Annotated in this window: 3 protein-coding genes; 1 reads left to right on the top strand and 2 read right to left on the bottom strand. The window is 40.6% G+C overall.

Annotated features, from left to right (window positions below; all coding sequences use genetic code 11):
* Window positions 1-271 precede the first annotated feature (271 nt).
* Window positions 272-1531 carry an iron-containing alcohol dehydrogenase gene (locus tag L4C33_RS19790; protein WP_428814118.1) on the top strand — a complete coding sequence of 420 codons (1260 nt, stop codon included), beginning with the start codon at window positions 272-274 and terminating at the stop codon, window positions 1529-1531.
* Window positions 1532-1688: 157 nt separating this feature from the next.
* On the opposite strand, the gene L4C33_RS19785 is transcribed toward L4C33_RS19790, so the two are convergent.
* A complete protein-coding gene (locus tag L4C33_RS19785) occupies window positions 1689-2543 on the bottom strand; it encodes a MurR/RpiR family transcriptional regulator (protein WP_428814117.1) in 855 nt (284 codons plus the stop codon).
* 327 nt (window positions 2544-2870) lie between these two features.
* Window positions 2871-4514, bottom strand: coding sequence for a pyridoxal-dependent aspartate 1-decarboxylase PanP (gene panP / locus L4C33_RS19780; RefSeq protein WP_428814116.1), 1644 nt, complete (start codon window positions 4512-4514; stop codon window positions 2871-2873).
* Window positions 4515-4663 lie beyond the last annotated feature (149 nt).

Below are 4663 nucleotides of genomic sequence, written 5' to 3'. Positions count from 1 at the left end.
CTATCAGTTGAAATAATAGTCAGTGCTTTATCTAATCTTGGCTATTTATAACTATTCTCCAAGATGTGACGCCAATTTTGAAAAAATAGTTAACTTACAAGTAAGATTAATGACAATAAAAATAATACGTTACCAGTTGCATTGGTTGTGAGTGAAATGTTGAATATTGATAGAGACGTAAAGCACCAACTTTCTATCAATGTGTGATCTTCATAAACCTTAATCGGCAGGTTTGTAACGAATAGTTGTAGGTTTTATGGGAGGTACTCCGATGTTTCAATTTATGACTTCTACTCGAATTATTTTCGGGGAAGGTTCGTTAACGTCGTCATTGTCGTTACTTAATCAATTTGGTTATAGCGTTCTTTTGGTAACAGGGCAAAACTTGGACCGCGCATCAGTCATTGTTAACTACCTTGAGTCTCAATCAATGCGTTATCAACATATTGCGATTAGTGGAGAGCCAAATATAAAAATGGTCGAGGAAGCTGCTATATCAGCTCGGCGGTTTAATCCTGAAATGGTGATTTCAATTGGTGGTGGTAGCGTCATCGATATGGGAAAAGCGTTAGCAGCGATCATCCCAAATCAAGGCGATTTATATGATTACGTTGRAGTCGTTGGTAGAAATGTTCCATTGAAAGCTAAACCTCTTCCTTTTATCGCAATTCCGACCACAGCAAGTACGGGGGCTGAGGTGACCAAAAACGCGGTGCTAAAGTCTGGGCAAGATCAGGTAAAGATAAGCCTTCGTAGTCCAGACATGCTTGCCGAACTAGCGATCATTGATCCTAAACTCACCTACGGTACAGACCCTCTTACTTCAGGGCGTGGCGCGATGGACATATTTACTCATTTAATGGAGGCGTATGTTTGTGGTCAACCAAACCCATTAACCGATATGATCTGTGAAGAAGGGCTGCGTAAGCTTAGCGATTCAATTGAAGGAGCATGCCTGCGGGATGAACCACAACATAGAGAGGCTATCTCATTTGCGGCTATGCTTGGTGGAATGGCGATAACCAATGCAAAGCTTGGGGCAGCTCATGGTCTCGCGTCGGCGCTTGGTGGCAAGTTAAATGCACCACATAGTGTTATTACAGGTCGCCTTGCTCCTTATGTAATGGCGGAGAATATCGCTGTCGCAACAGAATTAGGTAGAAATGATATTTTAGAACGATACCTAAAAGTCGCACAAATAGTCACGCAGAACTCAAGGGCTGAAATCGAAGACTCAATCACTTGGTTACAAGGTGTTCTGAACATGTTGTCGATCCCAAGCCTAAGTACCTATGGGATTCACAAACTCTCACTTAACGAGGTTGCTTTAGATTCGCTAAAATCGGTTGCTATCAAAGGCAATCCGTTACCTCTTAACTATCAGCGCTTGATAGATATTCTAGAGCAAGTTTCTTATTGCCATTCAGATGTCGATATAGTCGAGCAATACTGTGAACCTAAGTTTTCCGTCATCAACTCATTTTCAGCGGAGCAGAGCGTTAGTGAAAAAGGTAATAGCTGGACTATCTAATATTGAATAGCTTTCTGTCTCGCAGTTTAACTGACGTTTGAATAGAAGAGGTAAGCGGTAAGTTAAGTGATTAGGATAGTGGGTGCGGGGAAGATATTTAACTGAATAACGAAGTTGTTAGATACAAAAAAGCGGAGCTACTTGCTCCGCTTTTTTATTAGAACTGTGAGTACTTTTCGTAACGAGAATCTTTAATCGATTCCTTTACGCGCTTTAGATTTTCTCTAAAGCCTGAACCACGGCGTAGCGTAAAACCAGTTGCTAACACATCAATTACAGTCATTTGTACAACACGACTTGCCATAGGCATGTATACGTCGGTGTCTTCAGGTACATCTAACGAAATTGAAAGCGAACTTGCTTTGTCTAATGGTGAATCTTTCGCTGTAATAGCAATAACCGTTGCGCCGTTTTCACGTGCTAGGTTAGCAATTTCAACTTGGCTTTTCGTTCGACCAGTATGAGAGATCAAAACAATCACGTCATTGTCACTGCAGTTAATGCAGCTCATACGTTGCATTACGATATCTTCGAAACAAGTGATTGGAATATTAAATCTAATAAACTTGTTTTGTGCGTCTTTGGCAACAGCTGAAGATGCACCTAAGCCAAAGAACGAGATACGTTTTGCTTGAGTTAGCAAATCAACAGCACGATTGATTTGCATTGAATCTAAGCTGTTTTTAGCTACGTCCAAGCATGCCATTGTCGACTCGAAAATCTTATGAGTATAGGCATCTGGACCATCATCTTCCTCTACATTACGGTTAACGTAAGGGGTTCCGTTGGCTAAGCTTTGAGCTAAGTGTAATTTAAAATCTGGGAAACCTTTCGTATCTAAACGACGGCAAAAGCGATTAACAGTTGGCTCACTTACGTCAGCCATTTTCGCTAAAGTAGCAATGCTAGAATGAATAGCAGTCTGAGGTGAAGCCATAATAACTTCTGCGACTTTACGCTCTGACTTACTGAAATTTTCTAGGTTTTTTTGTATTTTTTCTAATGTATTCATAGTGTTCACGAGGGTATAGAGAACAACTTGCTAACTAATATCAAACCGACCGGGGAAGGAGGGAAGAAAACATGTGTTTTACACATTCAATTCCTAAAAGATATAGATAATCAGCACCATAAGGTAAGTATAAACCTAACTAAAGCTTAGCTAATACTAAAAGCCTAGATGAATGCTTAAGAATATGACAAACCTCAACAAAATTTTAGAAAACTACAAAATTGGAGGCGGAAATATACTCAATTGTATAAAACTAGTACAAGAATGATGTGTTAGTTACATCAAAGCGAAAGAAAATTTCATTTTGATGTAACTATATTTGAGAGGTTAATCTGTGATGGCGGTTGCAAGTTGGCTGATTTTTTTCATCAGGTTTGGCGCTAGTTTAGCTATTTCACGTTGCTCGGCCAGAACTGAATCTAGAATGTCATTACCTGTTAGAGGGTTCGCTAAGACAACTCGGAAAACAATAATATTTTGGCGATTCCATTTTTCAGGGTTTAAACGCGTTCGAGAGACAAACGATTTACCTGTTTCACGTTGTTTTTTCTGTATGAACTTCGTGAGCTCGTTTAGCTGTTCATTTAACTCTTCTTTTTGAGCTACATTTGCTTTATTCAACGCAACTTTTACCTGTTGAGGTAAGTAGCGATAGGTTAGTAAGCAAAGTTCTGGCTCACTCACTAGTTCAAAGTCGTCTTGCTGTTCAATAAGGTTGGCGAAGTAACGAGCTTTATTAATACTTTGATCTATCAATAGCTCGTAACCTGGACGGCTAATAATATGCATGCTCGCATAAACTAACATCGCCATACCCGAGCGAGAACCTTCTAAGGTGTGGCTGCCTAGGTCTTTAGAGCCTTTCCTTAAAATATATTGAGCATGATGTTCAATGGCCGTCATAGCATCAGGCTTTTTGAATAGCACCATACCAGCACCCATAGGGATATAGAGCTGTTTATGGGCGTCAATTGTTACAGAGTCTGCGAGTTCAATTCCATCAAGTAGATGACGGTGGTTGTTAGACATTAACGTCGCGCCACCCCAAGCCGCATCGACATGGAAGTGACAGTTGAACTCTTGGCAAACTTTAGCTATTTCAGCAAGAGGGTCTATGTTACCGGTCTCGGTTGTCCCTGCTACGCCAATGACAGCAAAAGGCTTGATTCGTTGCTCATTTAATTGCTGGATTTTAAGCTTTAGATCCTGGGGGCAAATGCGGTTGTTGGTATCTGTTTTTACTGATACCAGTCCTTCTTGTCCAATACCTAGGACATCTGCAGCTTTCTTAAGAGAGTAGTGACCTCGCTCAGAAACAAGAATAGCTAGCCCTTCATAGCCGTAATGTTTCATGGCTTTAAACAAGCCTTCTTTCTCAACACCTTTAAAAGAACCTTGAGCTCTAAGTGCGTTGTTTCGGGCAACCCACAGCGCTGTGATATTCGCAATTGTGCCACCAGAACAAAAAGCACCCWGAGAGTGATTAGCACTGTGCATCCACTTTGAATAGAAGCCGTCGTTATCTTGGTAAATCAGGCGGTGTAACATCCCCAATACTTGGCGCTCAAGTGGGGTAAAAGCTTTAGATGTCTCGATTTTTACTAAGTTTTGATTGAGGGCAATCATGATCTTAGATAGAGGCATCAAAAAGTAAGGCAGTGCAGAGGTCATGTGACCAATGAAGCTTGGCGACGATGTATGCACGGAATGTGAAACCAAAGAATCGAGTAGATGCTCTGTATGCTCTGAAACAAATTCCGGTTGCTCTGGAATATGCGCATTAGAGAAGTCTTTTTCGATTTCTTTTAGGGGTTTTTCTTCAGCAACAATGTGCTCTCGCAAGAATTGGTTAAGATTTTGCGAAAGTTTGTCTTCGATTTGGGTCAGGGTAGAGTCAGGACCTTCAGGTACAGTAAAGATCTTGAGAAGACTCTCAAAGTTGACATTAGCTGTTTTTTGTTCCGTTATCATAACAAGCGAATTATTTTTCTAATATTGACGCGAGCGGGACAATCTAAACGAAAACGGGAACAAAGTCCCGTCTTAATTATGAAACCCAACTTCTCGATATGAAAGTTTGATATCTGTTATTTACACTGAGTCGCTTCTAAATCTTTGAT

It is taken from the genome of Vibrio makurazakiensis (genome assembly GCF_050337375.1).
In the GTDB taxonomy this organism is placed as follows: Bacteria; Pseudomonadota; Gammaproteobacteria; order Enterobacterales; family Vibrionaceae; genus Vibrio; species Vibrio makurazakiensis.
The sequence above is the reverse complement of the archived record's forward strand: the minus strand, read 5'-3'. Positions and strand labels throughout refer to the sequence as shown.

Bases quoted from the DNA above. Each gene is read 5' to 3' on its own strand.
- L4C33_RS19785 (WP_428814117.1), bottom strand. From the start codon at position 2,543: ATGAATACATTAGAAAAAATACAAAAAAACCTAGAAAATTTCAGTAAG.